This is a genomic window from Halomicrococcus gelatinilyticus (assembly GCA_024227995.1).
Taxonomy (GTDB): Archaea; Halobacteriota; Halobacteria; order Halobacteriales; family Haladaptataceae; genus Halomicrococcus; species Halomicrococcus gelatinilyticus.
In genome coordinates this window covers 247,563-272,211 of record CP100467.1, presented here as the reverse complement: position 1 = coordinate 272,211, position 24,649 = coordinate 247,563, and the positions used below count along the sequence as shown (strand labels likewise).

Genomic DNA, 24,649 nt, shown 5'->3' with positions numbered 1-24,649 from the left:
CCGGCGGCGGGGGACCCTTCAGCGCCGCCGAAGGTACAAGCCGCTCGCCGCCGACGGTCGACCCGTGCCGACGGAACGACTGCTGGGCGAGCCCGTCGCCGAGGCGATTCGCGAGGACGTGACGAGTCGAGTGCGCGACCTCCAGCGTCGCGGCGTCACCCCGACGCTGGGAACCGTGCTGATGAGCGACGCGGCCGCCGACGAACGCTTCATGGACCTGAAACACGCCGCCTGCGACGACGCGGGCATCGCGACCCGGGACGAGCGACTCGCGCCCGACGCACCCGCGACCGACCTCTATCGCACGGTCGAGGACCTCGCCGACGACGACGCCGTCGACGCCGTGTTCGTCCAGGCGCCGCTCCCGGAGCACGTCGACACCACCGCCGTCAGGCGACGGGTCGACCCACAGAAGGACGTCGACTGCTTCCACCCGGAGAACCTCGGCCGACTCGTGGCGGGCGACCCGCGGTTCGTACCCGCGACGCCGGCCGCGGTCCGTCGCCTGCTCGCCGACTACGGCGTCGAACTGGACGGCCAGGACGTTGTCGTCGTCGGCCGCTCCGCCGTCATCGGCAAACCGCTGGCGAACCTCCTGCTGCAGGACGCGGAAGGAGGGAACGCGACGGTCACCGTCTGCCACTCGCACACGGCGGACCTGGCGGCGGCGACCCGGCGGGCGGACGTCGTCGTGACCGCCTGCGGGGTGCCGGAACTGCTCGACGGGTCGATGCTCGCGCCGGGCGCCGTCGTAGTGGACGTGAGTGCCAACCGACGGGAGACGGAGGACGGTACGGTCGACGTCGTCGGCGACGTCGAGTACGAGAGCGCGCGCGAGACCGCGGCGGCGATAACGCCGGTGCCGGGCGGCGTCGGTCCGGTGACGCTGGCGGCGCTACTCGACAACGTCACGCTCGCGGCGGAACGGCGCGCAGACGGGTAGTCAGTCGTCCGGGCCGTCGCCGCAGAACCGCCGGACGAAGTTCTCCAGCAGCGCCATCCCCTCGTCCGTGAGGATGCTTTCGGGGTGGAACTGGATGCCGACGTGGGGCCGGTCGGCGTGGCGAACGCCCATCACCACGCCGCGCTCGTCGTCCGTGCGGGCGGTCTCGACCAGCGGGTCGGGGAGGTCGTCGCGTTCGACGGCCAGCGAGTGGTAGCGCCCGGCGGTGACGGTGTCGGGGAGGCCCGCGAAGACGCCCGCGCCGTCGTGGCGGACCGTCGAGGGCTTGCCGTGGACGACCGATGGGGCGTGCCCGACCGGCGCACCGTTGGCGGCACAGAGCGCCTGGTGGCCGAGACAGACCCCGAGCGTCGGGTAGTCGAGGTCGCGGAACACGGGCACCGAGACGCCGGCCTCGGCGGGCGTCCCGGGACCGGGCGAGACGACGATGCCGTCCGGGTCGAGGTCGCGGATGCCCGCCGCGTCGACGGCGTCGTTGCGCCGGACGAGCACCTCGCCGTCGTCGGGTGCGTCGACGGCTTCCCCGACGTACTGGACGAGGTTGTACGCGAAGGAGTCGTAGTTGTCGACGACGAGGATGCGGACCCCCATCAGTCGGCCACCTCCCCGTCGGCGACGGCGAGGTCGGCCTGCTCGCCCAGCGCCTCGTCGAGCGCGCGGACGAGCGCCCGGCCCTTGTCGAGCGTCTCGTCGTACTCGGCCTCCGGCACCGAGTCGTGGACGATGCCCGCGCCGACGCGCAGGAAGTACTCCGCCTCGCGCCGGACGAGCGTCCGGATGACGATGTTGAGGGTGGCCCGGTCGTCGAAGCCGAAGACGCCGATGGACCCCGTGTAGGGGCCGCGCCGGGTCGCCTCGAGTTCGTCGATTATCTCCATCGTTCGCGGTTTGGGCGCTCCCGTTATCGTGCCGCCGGGAAAGACGGCGGCCACGGCGTCCGCGAGCGTCTTCTCGGACCGCAGACGCCCCTCGACGAGCGAGACGAGGTGCATCACCTCCGAGTAGCGGTCGACGCGCCGGTACTCCGAGACGTCGACGCTGCCGTACTCGCTGACCTTCCCAAGGTCGTTGCGTTCGAGGTCGACGAGCATCGCGTGCTCGGCGCGCTCCTTCTCGTCGCCGAGGAGGTCGCGCTCCCGCGCAGCGTCCTCGGCCTCGGTCGCTCCCCGGGGCCGGGTGCCGGCGATAGGTTCGGTGAGCAGTCGGAGGCGGTCGTCGACGTCCGGTTCGACGTCGAGCAGGAGTTCCGGCGACGCGCTCACGAGGTCGACGCCGGGGAACTCCACGAGCCCCGAGTACGGCGCGGGGTTCACCCGGCGGAGGGCGGCGTACGCGTCGACCGGATGGACGGCCGCAGGGGCGCGCAGTCGCTGGGAGACGTTCGCCTGGAACGTGTCGCCGTCGCGAACGTACTCGCGGACGCGGCGGACGCGGTCGGCGTACTCGGCGCGCGAGCAGTCGCTCTCGAAGGTGGCGTCCGCGGCCCTGACCGGCGGCGGCCCCACCTCGGCGTCGCCCGCAGTGGCGGCGCGGACCAGTTCGAGCGCGCGTTCGCGGCCGCGTTCGAACGCCCGAACCGGGTCGTCGCCGACGCGGGGACACGCCGTCACGCGGAGCGTGGTTTCGCCGTCCGGTCGCGACTCCTCCCACGCGGCCACCCGGTCGAAGACCCCGAGTTGCAGGCGCGGGAGTCCCCGGTCGTCGGCGGTCGTCTCGGGGAGGTCCTCCAGTTCCCGCGCGATGTCGTAGGAGAGCCACCCGAAGGCGCCGCAGGGGTAGGGAACGTCGCAGTCGCCGCGGACGAGCGTCTCACCGTCGAGGACCGACGCGAGTTCGGCGATGGAGGGCGACGGCTCGACCTCCCCCCTCGTAGCGAGGTCCGACCCGACCTGCACCCTGCGGACCGGGTCGACGGCGAAGTACCCCCAGCCGGACTGTCCGCCGGTTGTCTCGAGGTACACGCCGCCGGACTCCGTCGCATCCGACCCGGCGTCCGGGCCGTCGCGGGCGCGCCTGTAGGCGAGGAACGGGTCGTCGACGGAGACGCGGACCTCGACCGGGACGCGGACGCCCCGGCGGGCGGTGTCGACGAACTCGGCTTCGGTCGTCGCGTGGGCGATTTCCCTGGACATGGTACCGACACGGTCCGGGTTCGGACTGGTCGTGGTGTGAATGGAGTCGAGTACGCCAAAACGTTTTCGTGGCCTGACGGCGCGCCGTACGCCGCGCGCGAACCACCCGTCGCCGGGCGAAATCGACCGCGAGTATTTAAATACCAACACTATTCATACGGGATATTCATGGGGGCGGGTGGAGTGGTAGCTACTAGCATGGCCATCGGTGGAGCGTTCCAGGAACTGGGACAGTTTCTCGACGAGTGCGAACAGGTGGCGGACGCGGTCGAGGACGTCACGCTCACCGACCGCGGTAGCCTGACCGCGGACGTCGAGCTCACGCTCCCCGTAGGAGAGGCGACGCTCTCCACCCCGAGCATCGGGTCGGACGGAACGCTCCGCGTCGGCATCGAGTCGCCCGAGTCGGTGGTCCCGGCGTCCGACTACGACGTCGCCGTCGAACCCACGTGCGCGTCGGTCACCGACGACGGCGCCGTCAGGGTCGTCCTCTCGGCGACGGCCCCCGGGACGAACGGCTCTCCCGCCGACGGGCTCAGCGACGCCCCGTCGAGCGCGCCCGAGGGGGACGGGCGCGACCCGGACGGGTCCGAGTTCAACGAGGAACGGACGGCGGACCAGAAGACGGGCCGCTCGGCGTACGAGGCGGCCCGCGCAGCCGACCCGTCGGAGTCGACGACCACGTCGAAGTCGACCCACGTCTCCGACAACGATCTGCCGCCGTTCAGGGACCCCGAACTGCTGTCGGCGGTGTACGATTCCTGCGAAACGTTCGCCGAGATGGCCGACGAACTGGACATGGACGTGACCGCGGAGACGGTCCGGCGGTACATGATCGACTTCGACATCCACCAGCCGAACTCGTACGCGACGGGCGACGACGCAGAGGACGAGGTCGAAGAGTCGGAGGTCGGCGGGCAGGACGACGAGGGACGGAACGACGGGGAGACTGGCCCGACGGCGCGTGCCGGGAACGGAGCGACCGACGTCGCGGCCGGCACACAGCAGCAGGTCGTCCTCTCGGACGGCGTCGGACTCCCGGACGACGTCACCGTCGAGACCCTCATCGAGACGGTGAAGCAGTCGAACACGATCTGCGAGGTCAGGCGCGAGATCGACGTAGACCACCAGGACGCGCTCGACATGCTGCAGGAGCTCAACCTGCTCGACCTGGTCGTCGGGCGACTCGCCACGGAGGCAGAGCGCACCATCACGCGAGAGGAGGTCGTCGACCGTCTCCGCGCGGCCTCCGCGACGAAATCGCGACCGTAACGGCTGGACTCCTCAGCCGTCGAACCACTCGTCGGCGAGCAGGCCGTACAGGTGTTCGTCCTCCCAGGCACCGTCGACGAAGCACTCCTGACGGCGGGTTCCCTCGTGCTCGAAGCCGAGCTTCTCCAGCACGGCGGCGGACGCGTCGTTCGACGCGGCCACGTGCGCGTTGACCTTGTGGAAGCCGCGCTCGCGGAACGCGTAGTCGAGAAACAGCTCCGCCGCCTCGGTGACGTAGCCGTTCCCCTGGTGTTCGGGCGCTATCCAGTACATCAGGAACCCGACCTGCTTCGATTCGGCGACCCACCCGAACGCGACCACACCGACGGGTTCCGGGTCGTCGCCCGACCGACAGACGAGGAACCGGTACTCGGCGTCGTCGAGTTCCTCCGCGACGTCGTCGGTCGACCGGATGGCGGTGTCCAGGAGCGGCACCCGCACATCGGGGTGGTTGCGGCCGTACTGGACGAACTCGTGGTCTTCGGCCTCGATGGGGTGGAGGGAGACGTCGTCGCCGGTCGTGAAAGCGGGGCCAGGCATGTTCGAACTGGGCGCTAGCCTTCATTTATCCGTTCCGAAACGTTCCGTTCTCGGTCCGCGGTCCGACGCACCCGGCAGTTCGTCGGTCGGAGTCGAACGTTCCCGCGGTGTTCTGGGAGTGCAACAGAATCAAGGGGGTGGTCCGCGTTATCGTACTGAACGGCCGTGACCACCACGATGGCTACCATCACCGAGATCAGGTTCGCGCACGAGGACGGAGCGCTCGCCGACACCCTCCGCGACCTCCCGGACCTCGACGTCACGGTCGTCCGCGAGGCGAGCACGGAACCACAGCGGAACCGGTACTTCCTCGCGCTCGACCACGACGGTCCCGAGGAGGTGCAGGCGGTGCTCGAACGCGACCACACGGTGCGCGAGGTGACGCCGATGCCCGAGTTCGAGGACCGGAACCTGTGGGGCATCGAGTTCGCCCCGGAGACGAAGCTGCTCGGCCCGCGGGTGACCGGCGAGGGAGGGTTCGTCGTGGACGCGCGGAGTTCGGCACCCGGGTCGGGCCTCCGCGGCTGGCACGAACGCTGGCTGCTGCCCGACCGCGAGGCGGTGCACGCGATCTGGCAGTTCGCTCGCGACGAGGGGTTCGAACTGGAGGTGCTCGACCTCCGCAAGCAGGGGTCCGTCGACACGACCTACCCCGCGGCCGACGCGCTCACGGACGAACAACGGACGGCGCTGCTCGCGGCCTACGAACAGGGGTACTTCGCCGAACCGCGCGAGACCTCCCTCCAGGAACTCGCCGACTCGCTCGACCACTCGCCGTCGGCGGTCGCGGGGCGGCTCAAGCGGGGGATGAAGGCGCTCATCGGCGGCAGCCTCGTCGTGGACCCACCCGAACGGTAAACCATAACGATAGGGAATTTAACTATTCCAAAGAAGTTTGTGCAATGCTACCGTATCTCCCCCCACCTGCCAGACGAACGGCGGTCTGACGCGTGAGGGACGAGACGGTCTTCGAAGGGGAGAACGATGGTGATATCGACTCAAGTGTACGTGGAGCATCCGGACCTGGCGCTAGTCCACACGATCCGCTCGCTCCCACACGCCGACATCGGCGTCGTCTCCGACGCGAGCACCGACCCACAGCACGACGTGCACTACTTCTGGATCGAAGCGCCCGACTTCGACGAGGTGGAGGCGGCGCTGGAGGAGGACCACACCGTCGACGACTTCGCGACGGTCGCCGAGTCCGACGACCGCCGAACGTACCGCATCGAGTACAGCGAACAGACGAAGCTGATCTCGCCGGCGACCACGGAGATGGGCGCGCTCACGCTCGACTCGCGCAGCCACTCCAACGGCTGGCGGCTCCACCTGCACCTCGTCGACCACGCCTCGCTGTACGCGCTCGACGAGTACGCCGACGAGCGGTCGATACGGCTGGACGTCCTCGAAGTGCAGCAGATAGAGGACAGCGACCCCCAGTCGGCGTTCGGCCTGACGGGGTCCCAGATAGAGGCGCTGGTGACCGCCTACCGGAACGGCTACTACGACGACCCGCGCGAGACGAGCCTCGAGGAGGTCGCGTCGCTGCTCGGCGTCTCGCGGACGGCGGCCAGCGGACGCCTCAAGCGCGGCTCCGCCCGCCTCATCGAGGAGGTCCTGGTGGACGACCAGGAGTGACGGCTGGTCAATCGCCGTCGGACGTACCGTCAGCGCCGAAGCTCGTGACCTTCGACTGGATCCGTCCGTCGTCGATCTCCGCCGTCGCGTCCTCGGAGTCGGCGAAGTAGTGCGCCAGTTCGTCCATCCGGACGTCGTCGCTCTCGTGGAGGTACGCGAGTTCGGTGAGCGTCAGTTCCTTCCCGCGTTCCAGCTTGGTGCGTAGCTGGTCGACGGTGAGGCTCTGGAACGTCAGGTCGAACTGGACCGTCGCGGCGCGGTCCGCTTTCGCCTCGGCGACGTTGATGCCCTCCGTCAGGACCGTCTCGAAGTCCAGGCCGGTGTCGCTCGTCGCCCGGTAGCAGAACGCGACCGCGGACACCAGCGCGTCGAACGTCTCGGTTCCCTCCGGGCGATTCTCGAAGACGAGCCGTCGGTCGTGGTCGTCCAGTCGGTCGACGAGGAGTTCGAAGTCGAGGAGCGCGTCGTACACGCGGTCGCGGATGCGAGCGCGCGTGTTCCGCTCCGACTGGACGCTCCCCAGGGTCGTCTCGCCCCGGAGGTACTTCCTGTCCGACTCGCTGAGGATGCCGCGGTCGCGTTCGTCGCCAGCCATAATCTATTTCGGGTTACCATCGGGTTTCTACACATATAACGATAACCCATTTCAGATTATCAACGCCAGTTGCGGCGAAACCATTATACAACAGTAGGTAGCACGACATGTCATGGCCACTACCGAGCGGGAGGTCGGCTCGAACGGAGCAGCGGAATCGGCGTTCCACGCGGTCGTCGACGCCGAAACGATACAGCGAACAGTCGCGCTCGTCAGGACGGTCGTCGACGAGTGTCGCGTCCGCCTCGACGCCGACGGCATCCGCATCGCGGCGATGGACCCCGCGACGGTCGCCGCCGTCGACCTCGAACTGCCGGCCGAAGCGTTCGAGTCGTACGACGCGACCGGCGGGCGACTCGGCGTCGACCTGACCCGCCTGGGCGAGGTCGTCGGCATGGCCGACCGGGGACAGCTCGTGAGGGTGCGACTCGACGCCGAGACGCGCACCCTCGACATCGCCGTCGGCGACCTGGAGTACACGCTGGGACTCGTCGACCCGGAGTCGGTCCGGTCGCCGCCGGACACCGACGCGATGACGTTCGACCACAGCGGCGAGGTGGTGCTCGCCGGCGACGAGATACATCGCGCGGTGGAGGCTGCCGACATGGTGTCCGACCACGTCGCCTTCGGCATCGACGCGGGCGAGGAGCGGTTCTACGCCACGGCGGACGGCGACACCGACGACGTCTCCCTGACGCATGACGCGGCGGACTGCGTCGCGTTCGAGCCCGGCGACGCCCATTCGCTGTTCTCCGTCGACTACCTGCGCGACATCGACGGCGAGCTACCGGGCGACGTCGAGGTGACCCTCCAGCTCGGCACCGAGCAGCCGCTCGAGGCACGGTACGAGTTCGCCGGCGGTGACGGGAGCGTCAGGTACCAGGTCGCGCCGCGGATCGCCAGCCGCTGACGACGGGCCGCGTCAGATCTCCGTCCAGACGGTCGTGATGCCGTACCGGGGGACGTGCCAGCGCTGTTCCGGAAGGAAGGTCTCCCGCTGTCGGAGTTCGATGCGCGCGTCGAACAGCGGCGACAGGTCGTCGACGACCGGCGCGGTGTCGGCCACCGGCAGGTGGACGTGGGCCATCCCGTCGAGGCCGCGAACTATCTCCCCGAGCGTCCGGACCAGACGCTCGACCCCTGACCGATCGGTCGCGTCGAGGAACGGCACGAGCGTCACGACGCCGACCCGGAGTTCGGCCGGGTCCAGGTCGACGTTCGCGTCGAAACCGGCGATCGCCCGCGTCAGTCCTCGCCGGAGGCGCTCGGCGTCCGTCCGGTCGACGCGTCCGGCGGCGTCGCCCTCCGATTCCGGATCGCCGCGTCGCGTGCCGTCCGGCGTGGCGACCCGGACGTCCGCGTCACGCCTGGTCGTCCCGGAAGGGAGACAGTAGTCGACGTAGTCGTCGGAGACGGCGTCGGCGAACGCGAGCACGCGCTTCCGGTCGCAGTGCGGGTCGCCGAGGAGACGGCGCGTCGCGATACCCGATATCGTCTCGTCGACGGTGCCGGTGACGAGCAGGAGGCTCCCCTGCCGTTTGAGTCGCTGGAGGTAGGTGTCGATGTCCGGCGGAGCGTCGTCGCCGCGAAGCGGCGATCGGGAGGGGAGCATAACTATCGTAAAGAAGACCAGTAAGCTCACAGTACTTATTCCTGATGGCGATTATCTCGAACTGGGACAGGTCCGCGGCAGGACGTCGTCGGCACCGGAAACGTGCAGTCCCCCGTCCGTTCGACAAGAAAGACCAGCAGCACGGGAGGGCACTCGCCGAACCGAACCGGAACGGACAGGAGGGACTCCCTGGAGAGTGGGGTTATCGGCCCCTACTTCAGGCGGTCGCCGCCACGGATAGGCACGCTTTTTGCACAAGTGGTTGGGACTCTCCATAGAGGACGAGTGGGTACATGTCTGACACCGAGAAGCGACTGAGCGAAGCCGTGCTTCGCGCGATCTCCGACTTCGAAGGTATCGACGAAGCCGAGGGACAACCGCTCTACGAGACGGTCGACCTCGATGCGCTCGACGACCTGTTCCGGACCGATTCGGGCCAGGTCACGTTCCAGTACGTCGACCACGTCGTGACCGTCACCTCCGACGGTGACGTCCGGATAGAGCCCACGGACGACCACTGAGAACGCAGGCCTCGTCTGCTTAGACCCGGACCCATCCACTGCGAACGCGGTGCCGTTGCCGCGCGTGACCCGGGAGGACGCGGGTCGCCGAGCGTCGTTACAGCCGCAACTTCAGCGACCGCCGGCTACCCCCCCGTACCGCTCCCGTTCCCGCTCGCGGAGGCGCTCGCGCCGTATCTTGCCGGTCTCGGTCGTCGGGAGGTCGTCGACGTACTCGACCTCGCGCGGGTACTTGTAGGGGGCGATGCGCTCTTTGACGTGCGACTGCAACGAGTCGGTCAGGTCCGGAGAGGGGTCGTGGCTCTCTGCCGTGACGACGAACGCCTTGACGACAGTGCCGCCCTGGCCGTCGGGGCTGCCGACGACGGCGGCGACGTACACCTCCTCGCGCTCCTGGAGGACGTTCTCGACCTCGGGGCCGGGGACGTTGTAGCCGCTGGCGATGATGAGGTCCCCCCGTCGGGACTTGTACTCGAAGCGGCCGTCGTCGCGGTAGACGAACACGTCGCCCGGGACGCTCCAGCCGTCGCGGACGGCGCCCGCCTGCTCGTCCGGGCGGTCCCAGTAGTCGACGCCGGTCGGGCCGCGCACGGCGAGCAGGCCCGCCTCGCCGCGGTCGGCCGCTTCGCCGGAGTCAGGGTCGACGACCTTGCACTCGTATCCGGGGACGGGGAACCCGGTCGCCGACGGGTCGACGTCGTCGCCGTCGCGGTGACTGACGAAGATGTGCAGCATCTCCGTCGTCCCGATGCCGTCGAGGAGTTCGATGCCGAGCGCGTCTTCGATGCCCTCGAAGGTGCTCGGCGGCAGCGGCTCCCCGGCGCTCACGCCGAGGCGCAGCGAGGAGGCGTCCACGTCTGTGAGACGGTCGGCGTGGTCGCCGAGCAGTTCGTTGTAGGCGGTGGGGATGGACCCGATGACGGTGACGTCGTGAGCCTCGACGGCGTCGAGCAGGTCGTCGGGTCCGGGGTCCTGGACGAGGACGGTGCTCGCGCCGAACCGGAGCGGGAACGCGACGAGCATCCCGTATCCGAAGGTGAACGCCAGCGGCGGGTTCCCGGTGAAGACGTCGTCCGGCGACGGGTCGAGGCAGTAGCGGGCGTACCCGTCTGCGATGGCGAGCATCTGGCGGTGCGTGTGGATGGTCCCCTTCGGGCGGCCGGTCGTCCCACTCGTGTACGCGAGCATCGAGAGGTCGTCGCGACGGGTGTCGGCGGTGTCGAGGGCCGGCGCGGCGTCGGCGACGAGGGCGTCGTAGTCGCGGTAGTCGTGGTCGACGCCCGCCCGGTCGGCGACGACGACCGTCTCTAGCGCGTCGGACTCCGCCATCGCCGCCTCGACGGGGTCGAGGAGGCCGTCGTGGACGAGCGCGGTCGTCGTCCCGGCGTCCTCGACGACGTGGGTCACCTCCTTCGCCTGGAGGAGCTTCATCGACGGGACCGGTATCGCGCCGACCTTCTGGGTCGCGAGGACGCCGACGGCGAACTCCGGGCGGTTCGGGAAGCGGACGAAGACGCGCTCGCCCGGTTCGACGCCGACGCCCCGGAGGGCGTTGCCGAGTCGGTCCACCCGCTCCTGGAGGTCGGCGTACGTGATCGTCTCGCCCTCGAAGTGGATGGCGGGAGCGTCGCCGCGGCCGGCCTCGACGTGCCGGTCGACGAACCCCGTCGCCGCGTTGAGGCGCTCGGGGTAGTGGAGTTCCGGCAGCGCGTGGACGAGGTCCGGGCGGTTCGCCGGGTCCGGGAACCGCTCGACAGGGACGTGCTGGCGCTGGATGCTCTGGTCGTCCAACATGACGACGGGTATGAGACACGATAACACAATAGTGTGTCGACGGTTGCGTCAACGGTCGACGCCGCTAATTTTCGCTGCTGGCACGTGCAGCGGAGAGTTGGGGCAGCCCGTCACCGGTAACGACCGCTTACCGACGGCGGGGGTCCGGTAGGCGCAGTCTAGCGGCGGCGAAAGCGGTCGCAGACCGGGACGGCCGGAGGCGAGCCCCACCGAGAACGCGGGGCAGGTGTGCGGGTCAGGTCACGCCGCCGCCACGCCGCTCGAAGCGTTCGTACTCGCGGCCGACGACGATCTCGCGGAGGTGTTCGACGGCGTTCCAGACGTCCTCGAAGCCGACGTACAGCGGGGACGGACAGACGCGGACGACGTTCGGCGGGCGGAAGTCGACGACGACGTCGCGCTCCGTGAGCGCCTCGCTGACGCGGTACGCCTCCGGGTGTTCGACGGCGACGTGCCCGCCGCGCCGCTCGGGGTCGCGCGGCGTGCCGACGGTGCAGTCGGGGAGGCGCTCGTCCACGAGGTAGGCGAGGTACGCCGTGAGTTCGAGCGAGCGGTCGCGTAGCGCCTCGATGCCGGCCTCGTCGACGACGTCGAGCACGCCAGCCAGGGGCGCGGCGCTCAGGATGGGGATGGTGCCGGTCTGCCAGGCGCCCGCCGACTGCGCCGGCGTGTAGGTGGTCCGCATCTCGAACTGCGTCTCCTTCTCGTGCCCCCACCAGCCGGCGAGCGTTGGCACCTCGCCGTGGTAGTCGCGGTGGACGTACAGGCCAGCGACGGCGCCGGGCCCGGCGTTCAGGTACTTGTAGTGACACCAGACGGCGAAGTCGACGCCGCGGTCGGCCAGCGAGTGGGGGACGACGCCCACGGAGTGGGCGAGGTCGAAGCCGGCGTAGGCGTCGTGGTCGTGGGCGAGTTCGGTGACGCGCTCGACGTCGAGCAGCTGGCCCGAGCGGTAGAAGACGGAGGGCATGAACACGATGCCGACGTCGTCGTGCTCGTCGAGCGCGGCGGCGACGTCGTCCTCGCGGATGGTCCGCCCGTCGCGCGATTCGACGACCACCAGGTGCTCGTCGGGGTCGAGTCCGCGGACGCGCAACTGCGAGCGGATGGCGTAGTGGTCGGTCGGGAAGTCGAGTTCGTTCACGACGACCTTGCGACCGCGGCCCTCGCGCTCGCAGCGGTCGAGGAAGGTGCCGACGAGCGTGTGGATGTTGACGGTCGTGGAGTTGGCCACGACGACCTCCTCCTCGCGCGCTCCCACGAGGGAGGCGAGGCGGTCGCCGACGTGCTCCCCGTAGTAGAACCACGGCGGGTCGCCCTCGGTCCAGCCACGGATGCCGAGGTCGCGCCACTCGTCGACGACGTGCTGGAGCATCTGCTCGGCGTCGGTCGACAGCGGGCCGAGGGAGTTGCCGTCGAGATAGATACCGTCGGGGAGGTGAAACCGCTCCCGGTAGTCGAGCGAGGCCGCCGCGTCGCGCTCGCGGGCGTGCTCGACCCCGGATTCGAACTCGTAGCCCATGGTCGGAGTCCGACGCCCGCCCGGTTGTCTTTTTCGGACTCCCGGGTCGAGCGACGCCTGCACGCGCCGCGAGCGACACTTTCGTCCGGGAGCAGACACCCATCTACGCCTTCGGTGGACGGTAACGTTCACCACCCACAGAAACAGGCGGACAACGACCATCAGCACCCAGTAGTGTGTGGCCCTGTAACGTTACCCGCAGAGATGGTACTTGAACGGACCTTCATCTTTTACTACCATCGTGTCGATTCCCGTTCCCGTCATGTCCGAGCAGGTCGAGACGCTCGATCACGAGCAGTTCGGGGTGAGTCCGGAGCGGGGATTCCTCCCCGATATCGATCCGCTCGCGTCGCTCGAAACGGCGGGGCATCCCCGGTTACGCCGACTCGAGACGGCGGGCGACGACCTCTCGAACCTGCTGGAGCGGGACCGCCTCGGGCCGACCGTCCGGAACCTGGAGGCGCCGCCACCCGGGGCGTTCGACGACCTGTCCCGGCGCGAACTGCACCGGGTCTACACCGTCGCCGGCCTCCTCGCGAACGCGTACGTGCACAGGAACGACGCTCCGACGGTCGACGCGATTCCCGCTGGCGTCGCCGTCCCGCTCTACGAAGCGACCGACCGGCTCGGCCGGACGCCCGTGCTCTCCTACGACGCCTACGTGCTGCACAACTGGACGCGCGAGGACACGAACGGGGGGACGAGTCCACCCAACGTGGCCCCGCTCGCACGGTTCTTCGACGTCCAGGACGAGCGGTGGTTCGTCGCCGTCCACGTCGCCATCGAGAGCGCCGCCGGGCCGGCCGTCGGTGCCATCGGCGACGCACAGCAGGGCGTCCGCGACGACGACGAGGAGCGGGTCCGGGAGGCACTGGGGACGATTGCGGACGCCCTGGACGACGTCACCCGCATCCTCGACCGGATGCCGGAGCGCAACGACCCCGAGGCGTACGGCCAGGGGGTCCGGCCGTACCTCGGGTCCATCTCCGGCGTCCGATACGATGGCGTCGACGCCCTCGACGGCTCGCAGTCGTTCCGCGGCGCGTCCGGCGCGCAGTCGAGCATCTTCCCCGCGCTCGACGCCGCGCTCGGGGTCGACCACGGCGACAATCCGCTCGTGGACCACCTCCTGGAACTCCGGCGGGACATGCCGCCGGGTCACCGCGCGTTCGTCGAGGCGGCCGACCGCGGACCAGACGTTCGGGACTTCGCCGCGACCGCGGGCGACGACCTCCGCGAGGCGTACGACGACTGCATCGACCGCATGGTCACCTTCCGCGAGCACCACGTCGACGTCGTCGAGACCTACCTCGTCGGGCAGGTCGACGAACAGGAGGGAACGGGCGGCACGCCCTTCGGCCGCTACCTCACCTCGTTCATCGACGACACCCGCGAGGCCGGACTGTCAGGGTTCGCAGGGTGAGAACCGTGGACGCGGGCCGCCGGCGTGCAGCGTCAGGTCCTACTCGTCGCCGAAACCGGCCACCAGTCCGACCGGGACGATGACGAGTCCGAGGACGACACCCAGGGTCATCGAACTGTCACCCAGGCTGTAGGTCACTCCGGTCGTCAGTTGACCGAGAAGCAAGAAACCGCTGGCGAGGGCGATGGCGATACCGAACAGCATCATCCGGATACTGTGCATACAGTAGGTGGACAGGTCTATCACTTGGACGTGGACGTACCGGACCGCGCGCGCTAACGGAGGTCCCGCGGTCGAAGCTCCCCCAGTTGCAGCGCGGAACAGCAGACGCCGAGCAGCAACCCAGTCAGGTGCGCCAGCGTGTTCGTTCCGCCGGCGAACGGCGGGAACGCCAGCAGTTTCGCCACGGCCCACCCGGAGACGACCGCGCTCGTTACGAGCAGTCCCAGTGCCACCGGTCGCCGCCGGACCGCGTCGGCCGACAGGACGGTCTCTCGGAGTCGGTAGACCCGTTCGACCGTCCGGAGCAGCCAGACGGCGTACAGCAGCGGCAGCGCCACCAGCACGACCGCGAGCGGACCCGCGGTGTAGCGGAAGACGTCGAGGAACGCGACCGCCAGTCCGTAACAGAACAGGACGCCGACGACGGGCCAGAGCGGGCCGTCCCGGTCGGTGGCGGTCCGCAGGAGGTCGGCGGTCGCGACGAGGAGCACGCCGGCGAACGCGCCGACCAGCGACGAGAAGCCGCGGCTGGTCTGTACGTCCGGGTCGAAGTCCAGCAGCGCCTCGACGGCGAGGTCCAGGCCGAACAGGCTCACCAGCGAGACGAGCGGCGGGACGACGAAGAGGACGGCGAGGAAGCCGCGGCGGAACTCGCGGTGGCGGCCCGCCTCGAGGCTGACGAGGTAGGTGAGCGGGACGACGACGAGGTAGGCGGTCAGGTTGCCGCGGAGGTGGGCCGTCGAACCGTGGACGAAGTGGGTGGTGTAGAGCGCGTGGAGCGCCGGGTCGGCGTAGTCGAGGACGAGCGAGGTGCGGAACGGCGCGCGCGTTTCCATGACCAGCACGAGGACGACCGCGACGGCGGCGACGGCGAGGAGGTCGACGGCGTACGCTTCCGGGGAGAGAGCGAAGCGAGAGTCGTCGGTCTCCCCGGGTTCGTGCCCGTAGACGTCTTCGAGACGCTCCATCCTGAGTGGAACAAACCGTCAACGTGACAAATTTCTTTGGGAGCGGCCGCCGCGGTACCGCGGGTGACCGCCTCTGAAAGGGCCCGTCGTTCCCGGTGCTGCTGGCGTCCCAGGAGCGGTCGCCGGACGCCTACACCGTCCCCGTGAGGAACGTCCCCCGGCCGATGGAGCGGGATGGAACGCCGTCTCGCCCGCGTCGTACCCCGGGTCTCGGCCGTCGACCGTGGTCGCACGCTCGCGCCGCGCCCGGAACGTGAATCGAGTTCTCGTCTGCTCTACCCTGCGGTAGTGAACGTTCGGTGTTCGGCGAGTCGGTCGTACACGCCGCCGAGCACGAGCCCGTAGCCGAGGTAGGCGAGCAGCGTGCCCAGCAGCAACGGGAATCCATCGACGAGCGTCAGGTCAGCGAGTTCGATCTGGTAGACGACGGTGGTCGCGTACCCGGTCCAGAGGACGAGCGCGAACACGAGGCCGTGTGTGACGCCGGATTCGCCCGGCAGCCCCCACGTGAATCCGGCGAAGAACAGCGGCCACGCGATCGCGAACAGCACGACGTACACGAGATACGTCAGCAGTGTCGCCGTGGTACCGCCGGCGAGACACAGCGGCGGGCCGACGGCACAGAGGTTCTCGACGGTCGCGAAGAGGAAGAAGTCGTACCCACCAAGCAGCACGTCGCCGACCAGCAACAGGATGGTCAACACGCCTGTCCCGGCGACGCCACCGCCGAGACTGCTCCGGACTGGGTCCATGGTGGACGGACTACGTCATCGCCACCAATAAATCAGTGGGCGGACTGACGCGTCCGTCGCGGTACCGTCGTCGCTGGACCGACGACTTCGGGGGCGGAACTATACGTCCGGCGAACCACGGTGTGACCGGACCGATGGGGCCGTTCGGCTGGACCGTCGTCGCGACGTTCACGATCAGTCTGACCGCGTGGACCGGCGTCCTCACGCTGGTGTTACGGGCCGAACTGCTCGACCGGATACTGCTGGGGATGGTCGCCCTGGCGGCCGGCAGCCTCATGGGTGGCGCGTTCCTCCACCTCCTCCCACAGGCGATCGCCGACGTCGGGACCGCCGATACCCTCCCGCTGTTCCTGTATCTCATCGGTGGGTTCTGCCTGTTCTACGTACTCGAACAGTTCCTGAACTGGCATCACCACCACGCGACCACGCACGACCGCGAACCGGTCTCGTATCTCGTCCTCGTCTCCGACACCTTGCACAACTTCATCGACGGACTCGTCATCGCGGCCGCCTTCCTCGTCTCCGTCTCGTTCGGCATCACCACCTCCCTGGCGATCGCGCTCCACGAGGTCCCACAGGAGATCGGGGACTTCGGCGTCCTCGTGTACGGGGGTTTCGGCCGCTGGCAGGCGCTCGTGCTGAACTACCTCACCCAGGCGACGGTCATCGTCGGGGGCGTCGTCGGCATCGCACTCCAGGGGTACATCGGGGAGGTCCCAACCGTGCTGCTCCCGTTTGCGGCGGGCAACTTCATCTACATCGCGAGTTCGGACCTCGTCCCAGAGATCAAACGCGAAGCGAACGTTCGGCAGTCGTTCCTCTACTTCGTCGTGTTCCTCGTCGGTATCGGACTGATGCTCACCATCAGGCTCCTGCGGCCGGAGTTCGGCTGAACTGACCGGTGGGCTTCGTCCGACGCCACCACGAACGGGATGACCTCGGGGGACGGCGATCGGCACGGACCGCAGGTCAGGACCTAGAACGGACCGCCGTCCCCGGTGCTGCTGACTACCCACGAGAAGTCACCGGACGGGTACACCTTCCCGGAGAGGAAGGAACCTCTCTCGTCCGTCGAGGGAGCGGGATGGAACGCCGTCACGCCCGCGTCGTTCGCCGGTTCCCGCCCGTCGACGGTGAACGCGACGGCGTACCAGACCGGCTCGGTGAAGACGCCCTCGTACGTCTGACGCTCGCCGGATTCGATCGTCGTCGACGCCGTCAGGTTCCGATGGGCGGGGACGACGACGGGGTCGCCGACGACTGCGCCGGGGCCGTCGCCGGGGTCCGAGCCGATGTCGGTGACGCGCACGGCGATCGCGTGCGGCAGGTCGTGGTCGTTCTCGAAGCGGAGGCTCCCGGCGGGCGGGCGGACTGGAGTGACGAACACCCCGCGAGGCCAGCGACGGCGACAGAGCCGAGGGACGCGAGGATGGTGCGACGGGAAATGGGGGGCACGGTCGGTGCACGGGCCGCCCGGGACATAAAGCATGACCGTTCACTGGACGGGCGGAGTGGACGCCGTGGTCCCATGGCTGGCGCGGAACTCAAGGTATTTTATGCATCACGGTTCGAAAGCGTCGCACAATGACAGCGACGACACGCGATCCCACTTCCGAGACTCTCCCGACGCGGACGCGCTACCGGCAGCGCGTCGCTGCCAGCGCGGTAGCGGACGACGCTCGCACGGGAAACGCCACCGCAGCCCCACCGGGTGGCGGACGCCTGCGACCGGTCGAACCCGGAGTGCGCGGATGAGCCGCTCGTTCGACGAGTCGGTCGTCGTCCCCGTCGCCGACGCGGCGGATGCCCACGCGACGGCGTCCGCGCTCGAGCCGTACGACGTTGAAAGCGTCACGGTTGTCCACGTGGTCGAGAAGGGCGAGGGCGTGCCTGACAAGACGCCGGTCGAGCAATCCGAGGCGGTCGCGGCGGACGCGTTCGAGGCGTTCCGAGAGACGTTCCCCGACGCCGAGACGGCGACGGCCTACCGACGGGACGTGGTCGCGGGCATCGTCGAGGTGGCGGAGGAACTGGACGCCAGCGCCATCGTCTTCCGACCGCGCGAGGGGGGCCGCGTCGTGAAGTTCCTGAGCGGCGACCGGTCGCTCCGCCTGCTGACCGAGGCCGACCGCCCCGTCGTCGCACTCCCCGGGGAGGACGACGGATGACAGGCCAGGACGAGGAGCTCGCGAAGGACCTCGGACTGCTGTCCGCGCTCACCATCGGCGTGGGGACGATGATCGGCGCCGGCATCTTCGTGCTGCCGGGGCAGGCAGCCGCGGCGGCCGGCCCTGCCGTCGCCCTGTCCTTCGTGGTCGGGGGGATCATCTCGCTGTTCACCGCGCTGTCGGCGTCCGAACTCGGCACCGCGATGCCGAAGGCGGGCGGGAGCTACTACTACGTCAACCACGCCCTCGGGCCGCTGTTCGGGTCGATAGCGGGCTGGGGGAACTGGATGGGGCTGGCGTTCGCGAGCGCCTTCTACACGCTCGGGTTCGGGGAGTACCTCGCCACGTTCCTGCCGCTGCCGGCGCTCGCGCTCGGCCCGGTCGGGCTGACGGAGTACCAGTTCGGCGCGTTGCTGGCCGGACTGGCGTTCATCAGTATCAACTACGTCGGCGCGAAGGAGACGGGGAGCATCCAGATCGTCATCGTGACGCTGCTGGTCGGCATCCTCACCGTCTTCTCCGTGCTGGGTTTCCTGCAGGCCGACCTCTCGACGCTGCGGCCGTTCTTCCCGGCCGAGACCGGCGGAGCGACCGCCGTCCTCCCAGCGACCGGCCTGGTGTTCGTCTCCTTCCTCGGGTTTGCGAAGATCACGACCGTCGCGGAGGAACTGAAGAACCCTGGACGGAACCTCCCGCTGGCCGTCGTCGGGAGCGTCCTCATCGTGACCACGATGTACGCCATCATCATGGTCGTCCTGATGGGCGTGATCAACTGGCGACAGCTCACGCCCGAGTTTACGGACAAGCCGGTGCTCGACGTCGCCGAGATCGCCTTCGGGACCGTCGGCCTCGGCGCCGCCGGCGTCGCGGTACTGACGTTCGCCGGCCTGCTGGCGACCGCGTCCAGCGCGAACGCCTCCATCCTCGCGTCCTCCCGCATCAACTTCGCGATGGGACGGGACAAGCTCATCAGCACCAGGCTCAACGAGATCCACCCGAACTTCGCCACGCCGTACCGCAGCATCGCCGTAACGGGCGGTCTCATCCTGCTGTTCATCGTCGCGGGCGACGTGAAGACGCTCGCGAAGGCCGGGAGCGTCCTCCACCTCATCGTCTACGGCCTGCTGAACGTCGCGCTCATCGTGATGCGCGAAAGCGAGGTCGAGGAGTACCAGCCCGAGTTCGAGGTGCCGCTGTACCCCGTCGTCCCCATCGTCGGCGCGGTCACGTCGTTCGGGCTGATCGCGTTCATGAAACCGATCGAGATCGCGCTCTCGCTGGTGTTCGTCGCCGGGGGGCTCGTCTGGTACCTGGTCTACGCCCGCAGCAAGGCGGACAAACGGGGCATCCTGAGTCAGTACGTCCTTTCGCGCGCGGACGACATGCCGGACGCGGCGGTGTCAGCGGCGAGCACCGTCCAGCCCGACGGCGGCGACTACCGCGTCATGGTGCCGCTCGCGAACCCGAAACACGAGAAGGAACTCATCACGCTCGCGAGCGCGGTCGCCAGGCAGCGCGGCGGCACGGTCGACGCCGTCCACATCATCACGGCGCCCGACCAGACCGCACTCCAGTACGCCGCCGACCACGTCGAGGAACTCGAGGAGGACTACCACACCATCCTCGACGAGGCGGAGCGCGACGCGGATACGTTCGGCGTCGACGTCGAGACGCACACCATCGTCTCTCACCGCTCGTTCGAGGAAATCTTCGACGCCGCCCGGGCGCACGACGCCGACCTCGTCGTCATGGGCTGGGGCGAGAGCCTGCACGGGTCGCCAGGCCGCGTCGAGAGCGCCATCGACGACCTGGCCGTCGACCTCCCCTGCGACTTCCTCGTGCTGAAGGACCGCGGGTTCGACACGGACCGCATCCTGGTCCCGACGGCGGGCGGTCCCGACTCGGACCTCTCCGCCGAGATCGCGCGATTGCTGCAGTCCGAGTACGACTCCGACGTCACGCTGCTGCACGTGGCCGACGACGTCGAGGAGGGCACCGCCTTCCTGGAAGACTGGGCCGAGGGCCACGACCTCGTGGACGCCGACCAGCGCGTCGAGACGGGCGACGTCGAGACCGCCATCGAACGAGCGGCCACCGACAGCACCATGCTCGTCGTCGGCGCGACCGAGCGCGGCCTGCTCTCCCGGCTCTTCCGCGGGTCGCTCGTCCTCGACGTCGTCGACGACGTAGAGTGCTCCGTCCTGCTCGCCGAGCGCGCTCGCAAGCGGGACTTCCTCGAGCGCCTGCTCGGCAACGACGCCGGGGAGTAGGAGAGTTCGAAGGGCCTCCCCCGTCGAGCGCCCTACTCCGGGGAGTTCTCCACGAAGGAGAGGACGAGGGAACCGCCCACGAAGAATCCGAGGACGACCATGGACAGCCCCACGACGTTCCCACCGGGCGGCACCGATTAGTTCCCGGCCGCAGTGTAGTATATCTGGACCGTGAGCAGGAGGGCGACGAGCATGAGCCATCGACGTATCGAGCGAAGTGACGCGTCGGAGACCATAGTACGACTTCGGTCTGTTGGTGAATAAAACCAGTTCACTCCATCGGAGAGCCGACCACCACGCGATACGGACCGCCGGTCGGTCGTGCAGGTGTGGAACGAGCCGCTCCCGTCGCTATCACAGGTCGGCGCGTTCGAAGCGCCGGTACCCCAGCAGCGGGCCGCCGACGCCGACGAGCAGGAGCACGAGGACCGACACCAGCGCCGGCGCGGTTCCGATATCAGCGGTGACCGGCGTCACCCGTGAGACGAGCCACTCACCTGTGTAGAAGAGCGCGAGCGTCGGGTTGAGGCGTGGGACGTACGACTCCATCCCGGCAGGGAGCAGCGAGGTCAGCAGTGGGTCGACGACCGCCGGCCAGATTGGCACGTTGTAGGCGAACGCGATGTACGTGCCGGCGACGGCGGCGAGCGCCCGGTATCGCGAGTCGAACGCGGCGGAGGCGCCGACCGCGAACGTCGTCCAGGCTATGCCGTACAGGAGCACCCACGCGGCGACGACCGCGAAGGGGACGAACGGGACCGTCCCCTGGCGGACGACGATGGTCGTCGCCAAGATCGCGAGCAGAGGAACGACCGAGACGAGGAGCATCCCGACGCGCGAAAGTAGTTTGCCGACGAGGACGTCGCAGCGGGTTCCGGGCAGGCCGAGCAGCAGCCTGATGGTTCCGGACTCGCGTTCGCCGGCGACCGCTCCGTAGGCGAGGGCAGCCACGATGACGAACAGGTACGTCGACAGGTAGGCGGGAACGTCCAGTACGGCCTGCAACGGGGGCGACGGCCGGCCGTCGACGGCGTGGTAACTCCCCGTGACGCTCCAGAAGGAGGGGACGACGAGGAGCGAGATGAGGGCGAGCGCGCCCCACAGTAGCCGACTGCGGCGGGCGTGCTCGAAGTCCTCACGGGCGATGGTCCAGGCACGCGAGTCCGGGGTCATGCCATCGTCACCGTCCGTTCCTCGACCGCCGGGCCATCCACAGTCTCGTCGTTCGAGCCGGTGAGTGCGACGAACAGTTCCTCGAGCGGCGTCGACTCGTTGCAGACGTCCAGCACCGTCGCCCCAGCGGCTTCGAGACGGCGAACGACGGCTGCCTTGGCCGTCGCGTCGGTGCAGGATACCCGGAGCGTCCCGTCACGGGCCGTCACGTCGGCGACGCCGTCGACGTTCGCAACGCCGTGGTCGTCCGGTACGGCGTCGACCGTGACGACGAACGTCGACTGTCGGGCCACCGTCGAGCGGAGACGTTCGACGTCGTCGACGGCGACGAGTTCGCCCTGGTTCATGATACCGACGCGGTCACAGAGCGTCTCGACCTGGTCCATGATGTGGCTGGAGAGGAACACGGCGACGCCGCGGTCGCGTTCGGCACGGACGACGTCGCGGAGCAGGCGTGCGCCGGTCGGATCGAGGCCGGCGAGCGGTTCGTCCAGGATCAGGAGGTCGGGGTCGCCGACGAGTGCCATCGCGAGGCCCAGTCGCTGACGCATCCCTTTCGAGAAGCCCTCGACGCGGCGGTCGGCGGCGTCCGCGAGGCCGACGCGCTCCAGAACGGCACTCGGGTCGGCGGTGGCTCGCTTCATGTCGACGGCGAACGCGACGTGGTCGCGGGCCGTGGCGTCCCCATAGTAGCCGAACGCCTCCGGGAGGACGCCAACGCGTTCGCGGACGGCCCGTGGTTCTTCCTGTGGGTCGCGTCCGAGCACGGACACCGACCCCGACGTCGGGCGAACGAGGTCCAGGAGCACGTCGATGGTCGTGGATTTCCCCGCGCCGTTCGGGCCGAGGAAGCCGAACACCTCGCCTCGTTCGACGACGAGGTCCACATCGCGGACGGCGTGGAGGGAACCGTACTGCTTCGTCAACGAGCGGGTTTCGATGGCGGGCATTCGTCCAAAACCCACCACCACAGTTACATAACTCCGTCGGAGAAGTACGGCTGAATCGGCCGACTGCGGCGGGGCGTCGCGACGAACTGCGCACGGACCGGTGACCGTGTGGCTCTATCAACGCCTTCGTTCACGTTCGCCACATGGCCCCCACGCATCCGCAGTTGACGACGCAGGAACGGACGACTCCCTCGTCGACGCCGACGGCGAGGACAGCGACCAGCACTACCTCTCTGGGTTCCACGCCATGGGCAACTTCGTCACGCTGTACGCCGACGGCGCGGTGCGACTCCTCGTCCCCGACCTGGAGTACTCGCGGGCGAGCGCCGACAGCGACGCCGACAGCGTCCACCGGTTCTCGGCGTTCGACTACGGCGAGAAGGTCGTCGAGCACGTCGCGGCGACCCAGCGCGCGAACGAGGCGGCGATGGCGGCCGCCGCGGAGATGTTCGAACGTGCGACTGTCGCCGACGGCGTCCTCCATCTCGACGACGAGGTGCTGACGAGCGAGCGGGTCCGCCGGACCATCGAGGAGACCCTCCGCGACGAGGGCTGCGAGATGGACGAGTGCATCGTCGCCTCCGGCCTGGAGAGCGCCCAGGGTCACGCGGTCGGCACGGGCCCCATCGAGGCGGGCGAACCGGTCATCGTCGACGTCGTCCCGCGCGACCGGGAGACGCGGTACGTCGCGGACATGACCCGGACGTTCGTGAAGGGCGACCCGGACGACGAAGTACGGGAGTGGTACGACGTGACCCGCAAAGCCTTCGACGCGGCGCTAGACGCGGTCGAGCCCGGGGTCACGGGCGCGGCGGTAAACCACGCGGTCTGCGACGTCTTCGAACGCGAGGGGTATCCCACGCTCCGGACCGACGAGGCCACCGACGACGGCTTCACGAGCAGCACCGGGCACGGCGTCGGCCTCGACGTCCACGAACGCCCGAAGCTCAGCTGGGGCGGCGAGGAGCTCCGGCCCGGCCACGTCGTCACGGTCGAACCTGGACTGTACGAGCAGGGAACCGGCGGCGTCCGCCTCGAAGACCTGGTCGTGGTGACCGAGACGGGCTACGAGACCCTGACCGACTACCCGCGGGAACTCGCCGTGGTGTAGCACGGCGGCCGCGGGAGAATCCTCAAGCGTCGGGAGCGCGAAGTGTGCGCCGATGCGCGACGAATTCGAGCTACCGAACGGGGACACCGTCACCGAAGGGGACGTCATCCTCCACGACAACTACCCGTTCCGCGTCGTCTTTCCGGACGACGACGAGTACGCCCTCGAACTCTCGCCGCTGTACTGGGGCGACAGCGGCATGGACGTCCCGTTCCGCGACCGCGACGCGCTCCGCGAACAGTGGGCACCGGACTCGCGGGGAACCCTGACGCCCGAGGAGTGGAGCGAGTGGCTGCGAACGGCGCGTCGCGACGACCGCTTCGGCGACGACGAACTCGACGAACTCGAACGCGAACTGCCGACGGCGGACGGTCCCGTCGAGCGCCTGCGCCGACTGCTCGGACTGTAGCGCCCGCCGGACGGGCGTCTTTTCACGCGGCGAAGCCGGTCGAGGTTTTTAACCCCGTCGCCCCGAAAACCCGTGGCAGAGATGGTCGCCGATAGGATGCGAATCGCGAAAGGACTCGGGGTGAGCGTCGGTGCCTTCGTCCTCTTCGGCGTCGTCACGGGACTCGTCCCGAACCCGCTCTACGTCCGGATGGTCCCCCGGACTGCGCTGGACTACCTCTTCCTCGTGTTCACGGCTGGGTTCCTCGGCGTCTACACCGTCCAGCGCGTCCCCGAGGAGACGCGCGGGGACGACAGCGTCGTCACCCTGAGCACCGTCGCCGGGTTCCTGGCGTTCGGGTGCCCGATCTGCAACGCCCTCCTGCTGGCGCTGTTCAGCAGTTCCGCACTGATGACGTACTTCGACCCGCTCCGCCCGCTGCTCGGGGCGGTCAGCGTCGTCCTCTTCGCGGGACTGCTCTACTACCGTCACACGCGGGCGTGTTCGACGTGTGCGGTCGACCCGTCGTCCGAACCGGACAGCGGGTGACGGTTCCGAGCCGGGCGACGGACGACGACATCGGCGCGCAACCACCGCGCCTTCGGGGGGATTTAACTACCGCTCACGCCTACAC

General features: G+C 69.0%; 26 protein-coding genes. 13 read left to right on the top strand and 13 right to left on the bottom strand.

The window, feature by feature from the left end; genetic code table 11:
• The first annotated feature begins 64 nt into the window (after positions 1–64).
• Entirely contained in the window at positions 65–943 is an 879-nt protein-coding gene (locus NKT36_RS18530; RefSeq protein WP_327053914.1) for a bifunctional 5,10-methylenetetrahydrofolate dehydrogenase/5,10-methenyltetrahydrofolate cyclohydrolase, read from the top strand.
• Here NKT36_RS18530 and NKT36_RS18525 read toward each other — a convergent pair whose 3' ends face one another.
• Positions 944–1,555 (bottom strand): anthranilate synthase component II, encoded by a 612-nt coding sequence (locus NKT36_RS18525; RefSeq protein ID WP_327053913.1) that lies wholly within the window; start codon positions 1,553–1,555, stop codon positions 944–946.
• The gene (pabB, locus tag NKT36_RS18520) at positions 1,555–3,096 is read right to left on the bottom strand and encodes an aminodeoxychorismate synthase, component I (RefSeq protein WP_327053912.1); all 1,542 of its coding nucleotides are present in this window, start codon (positions 3,094–3,096) and stop codon (positions 1,555–1,557) included. The genes NKT36_RS18525 and pabB overlap by 1 nt, the downstream gene beginning before the upstream one ends.
• Positions 3,097–3,294: 198 nt before the next feature.
• Here pabB and NKT36_RS18515 point away from each other — a divergent pair, with 198 nt between their 5' ends.
• Complete coding sequence (locus NKT36_RS18515) at positions 3,295–4,368, top strand: hypothetical protein (protein ID WP_327053911.1); 1,074 nt, start codon at positions 3,295–3,297, stop codon at positions 4,366–4,368.
• Positions 4,369–4,380: 12 nt separating this feature from the next.
• Here NKT36_RS18515 and NKT36_RS18510 read toward each other — a convergent pair whose 3' ends face one another.
• Positions 4,381–4,908 carry a GNAT family N-acetyltransferase gene (locus tag NKT36_RS18510; RefSeq protein WP_327053910.1) on the bottom strand — a complete coding sequence of 176 codons (528 nt, stop codon included), beginning with the start codon at positions 4,906–4,908 and terminating at the stop codon, positions 4,381–4,383.
• Positions 4,909–5,085: 177 nt separating this feature from the next.
• Between NKT36_RS18510 and NKT36_RS18505 the strand changes: the two genes are divergently transcribed.
• The gene (locus NKT36_RS18505; protein WP_327053909.1) at positions 5,086–5,766 is read left to right on the top strand and encodes a helix-turn-helix domain-containing protein; all 681 of its coding nucleotides are present in this window, start codon (positions 5,086–5,088) and stop codon (positions 5,764–5,766) included.
• Between the two features lie 126 nt (positions 5,767–5,892).
• Entirely contained in the window at positions 5,893–6,546 is a 654-nt protein-coding gene (locus NKT36_RS18500; protein ID WP_327053908.1) for a helix-turn-helix domain-containing protein, read from the top strand.
• 7 nt (positions 6,547–6,553) lie between these two features.
• On the opposite strand, the gene NKT36_RS18495 is transcribed toward NKT36_RS18500, so the two are convergent.
• Positions 6,554–7,141: a hypothetical protein gene (locus NKT36_RS18495; protein ID WP_327053907.1), complete on the bottom strand. Its 588-nt coding sequence runs from the start codon at positions 7,139–7,141 to the stop codon at positions 6,554–6,556.
• 112 nt (positions 7,142–7,253) lie between these two features.
• On the opposite strand from NKT36_RS18495, the gene NKT36_RS18490 reads away from it, so the two are divergent.
• The gene (locus NKT36_RS18490) at positions 7,254–8,051 is read left to right on the top strand and encodes a DNA polymerase sliding clamp (protein ID WP_327053906.1); all 798 of its coding nucleotides are present in this window, start codon (positions 7,254–7,256) and stop codon (positions 8,049–8,051) included.
• A gap of 12 nt (positions 8,052–8,063) precedes the next feature.
• Here the strand turns inward: NKT36_RS18490 and NKT36_RS18485 are convergent, their stop codons facing one another.
• Positions 8,064–8,753, bottom strand: a complete 690-nt coding sequence (locus NKT36_RS18485) for a DUF7504 family protein (RefSeq protein WP_327053905.1) — start codon at positions 8,751–8,753, stop codon at positions 8,064–8,066.
• A 293-nt stretch (positions 8,754–9,046) separates the two neighbouring features.
• On the opposite strand from NKT36_RS18485, the gene NKT36_RS18480 reads away from it, so the two are divergent.
• On the top strand, positions 9,047–9,274 hold the full coding sequence (locus NKT36_RS18480) for a HalOD1 output domain-containing protein (protein WP_327053904.1): 228 nt from the start codon (positions 9,047–9,049) through the stop codon (positions 9,272–9,274).
• Positions 9,275–9,385: 111 nt separating this feature from the next.
• On the opposite strand, the gene NKT36_RS18475 is transcribed toward NKT36_RS18480, so the two are convergent.
• The gene (locus tag NKT36_RS18475; protein ID WP_327053903.1) at positions 9,386–11,068 is read right to left on the bottom strand and encodes an acyl-CoA synthetase; all 1,683 of its coding nucleotides are present in this window, start codon (positions 11,066–11,068) and stop codon (positions 9,386–9,388) included.
• A 235-nt stretch (positions 11,069–11,303) separates the two neighbouring features.
• On the bottom strand, positions 11,304–12,590 hold the full coding sequence (kynU, locus tag NKT36_RS18470; RefSeq protein ID WP_327053902.1) for a kynureninase: 1,287 nt from the start codon (positions 12,588–12,590) through the stop codon (positions 11,304–11,306).
• Between the two features lie 262 nt (positions 12,591–12,852).
• Here kynU and NKT36_RS18465 point away from each other — a divergent pair, with 262 nt between their 5' ends.
• On the top strand, positions 12,853–14,013 hold the full coding sequence (locus NKT36_RS18465; protein WP_327053901.1) for a PrnB family protein: 1,161 nt from the start codon (positions 12,853–12,855) through the stop codon (positions 14,011–14,013).
• Between the two features lie 39 nt (positions 14,014–14,052).
• On the opposite strand, the gene NKT36_RS18460 is transcribed toward NKT36_RS18465, so the two are convergent.
• From NKT36_RS18460 to NKT36_RS18450, 3 genes are all read right to left on the bottom strand, one after another.
• Complete coding sequence (locus NKT36_RS18460) at positions 14,053–14,235, bottom strand: hypothetical protein (protein WP_327053900.1); 183 nt, start codon at positions 14,233–14,235, stop codon at positions 14,053–14,055.
• Between the two features lie 53 nt (positions 14,236–14,288).
• Positions 14,289–15,203, bottom strand: coding sequence for a hypothetical protein (locus NKT36_RS18455; RefSeq protein WP_327053899.1), 915 nt, complete (start codon positions 15,201–15,203; stop codon positions 14,289–14,291).
• Between the two features lie 275 nt (positions 15,204–15,478).
• Positions 15,479–15,955: a DUF6789 family protein gene (locus tag NKT36_RS18450; RefSeq protein ID WP_327053898.1), complete on the bottom strand. Its 477-nt coding sequence runs from the start codon at positions 15,953–15,955 to the stop codon at positions 15,479–15,481.
• A gap of 134 nt (positions 15,956–16,089) precedes the next feature.
• Here NKT36_RS18450 and NKT36_RS18445 point away from each other — a divergent pair, with 134 nt between their 5' ends.
• Positions 16,090–16,848 carry a ZIP family metal transporter gene (locus NKT36_RS18445; RefSeq protein ID WP_327053897.1) on the top strand — a complete coding sequence of 253 codons (759 nt, stop codon included), beginning with the start codon at positions 16,090–16,092 and terminating at the stop codon, positions 16,846–16,848.
• A gap of 83 nt (positions 16,849–16,931) precedes the next feature.
• On the opposite strand, the gene NKT36_RS18440 is transcribed toward NKT36_RS18445, so the two are convergent.
• Entirely contained in the window at positions 16,932–17,342 is a 411-nt protein-coding gene (locus NKT36_RS18440; protein ID WP_327053896.1) for a hypothetical protein, read from the bottom strand.
• A 364-nt stretch (positions 17,343–17,706) separates the two neighbouring features.
• Between NKT36_RS18440 and NKT36_RS18435 the strand changes: the two genes are divergently transcribed.
• Entirely contained in the window at positions 17,707–18,123 is a 417-nt protein-coding gene (locus tag NKT36_RS18435; protein ID WP_327053895.1) for a universal stress protein, read from the top strand.
• A complete protein-coding gene (locus NKT36_RS18430) occupies positions 18,120–20,393 on the top strand; it encodes an amino acid permease (protein WP_327053894.1) in 2,274 nt (757 codons plus the stop codon). The genes NKT36_RS18435 and NKT36_RS18430 overlap by 4 nt, the downstream gene beginning before the upstream one ends.
• Before the next feature lie 354 nt (positions 20,394–20,747).
• On the opposite strand, the gene NKT36_RS18425 is transcribed toward NKT36_RS18430, so the two are convergent.
• Together NKT36_RS18425 and NKT36_RS18420 are read right to left on the bottom strand one after the other, a co-directional pair.
• Positions 20,748–21,566 carry an ABC transporter permease gene (locus tag NKT36_RS18425; protein WP_327053893.1) on the bottom strand — a complete coding sequence of 273 codons (819 nt, stop codon included), beginning with the start codon at positions 21,564–21,566 and terminating at the stop codon, positions 20,748–20,750.
• Positions 21,563–22,516 carry an ABC transporter ATP-binding protein gene (locus NKT36_RS18420; RefSeq protein ID WP_327053892.1) on the bottom strand — a complete coding sequence of 318 codons (954 nt, stop codon included), beginning with the start codon at positions 22,514–22,516 and terminating at the stop codon, positions 21,563–21,565. The genes NKT36_RS18425 and NKT36_RS18420 overlap by 4 nt, the downstream gene beginning before the upstream one ends.
• A gap of 106 nt (positions 22,517–22,622) precedes the next feature.
• Here NKT36_RS18420 and NKT36_RS18415 point away from each other — a divergent pair, with 106 nt between their 5' ends.
• The 3 genes from NKT36_RS18415 to NKT36_RS18405 all read left to right on the top strand — a co-directional run bounded on the left by NKT36_RS18415 (position 22,623) and on the right by NKT36_RS18405 (position 24,564).
• Positions 22,623–23,627 carry a M24 family metallopeptidase gene (locus NKT36_RS18415; RefSeq protein WP_327053891.1) on the top strand — a complete coding sequence of 335 codons (1,005 nt, stop codon included), beginning with the start codon at positions 22,623–22,625 and terminating at the stop codon, positions 23,625–23,627.
• Positions 23,628–23,679: 52 nt separating this feature from the next.
• Positions 23,680–24,036 carry a hypothetical protein gene (locus NKT36_RS18410; protein ID WP_327053890.1) on the top strand — a complete coding sequence of 119 codons (357 nt, stop codon included), beginning with the start codon at positions 23,680–23,682 and terminating at the stop codon, positions 24,034–24,036.
• A gap of 81 nt (positions 24,037–24,117) precedes the next feature.
• Positions 24,118–24,564 carry a hypothetical protein gene (locus NKT36_RS18405; RefSeq protein ID WP_327053889.1) on the top strand — a complete coding sequence of 149 codons (447 nt, stop codon included), beginning with the start codon at positions 24,118–24,120 and terminating at the stop codon, positions 24,562–24,564.
• Positions 24,565–24,649: the final 85 nt, after the last annotated feature.